The organism is Burkholderia sp. KCJ3K979 (genome assembly GCF_016759955.1).
Classification (GTDB): domain Bacteria; phylum Pseudomonadota; class Gammaproteobacteria; order Burkholderiales; family Burkholderiaceae; genus Burkholderia; species Burkholderia orbicola.
Window position 1 is genome coordinate 1 of sequence record NZ_JACFYV010000518.1, and the last position, 255, is coordinate 255.

The following is a 255-nucleotide window of genomic DNA, read 5'->3' on the forward strand; positions in this document are numbered from 1 at the left end:
AGAGTGCTCTTGCGTAGCAACTAAGGACAAGGGTTGCGCTCGTTGCGGGACTTAACCCAACATCTCACGACACGAGCTGACGACAGCCATGCAGCACCTGTGCGCCGGTTCTCTTTCGAGCACTCCCACCTCTCAGCAGGATTCCGACCATGTCAAGGGTAGGTAAGGTTTTTCGCGTTGCATCGAATTAATCCACATCATCCACCGCTTGTGCGGGTCCCCGTCAATTCCTTTGAGTTTTAATCTTGCGACCGT

The 255-nt window shown here is 53.3% G+C and carries 1 rRNA gene; it reads right to left on the bottom strand.

Annotated elements, in window-relative coordinates:
* A 16S ribosomal RNA gene (locus H3O04_RS35905) occupies nucleotides 1-255 on the bottom strand; the annotation flags it as partial.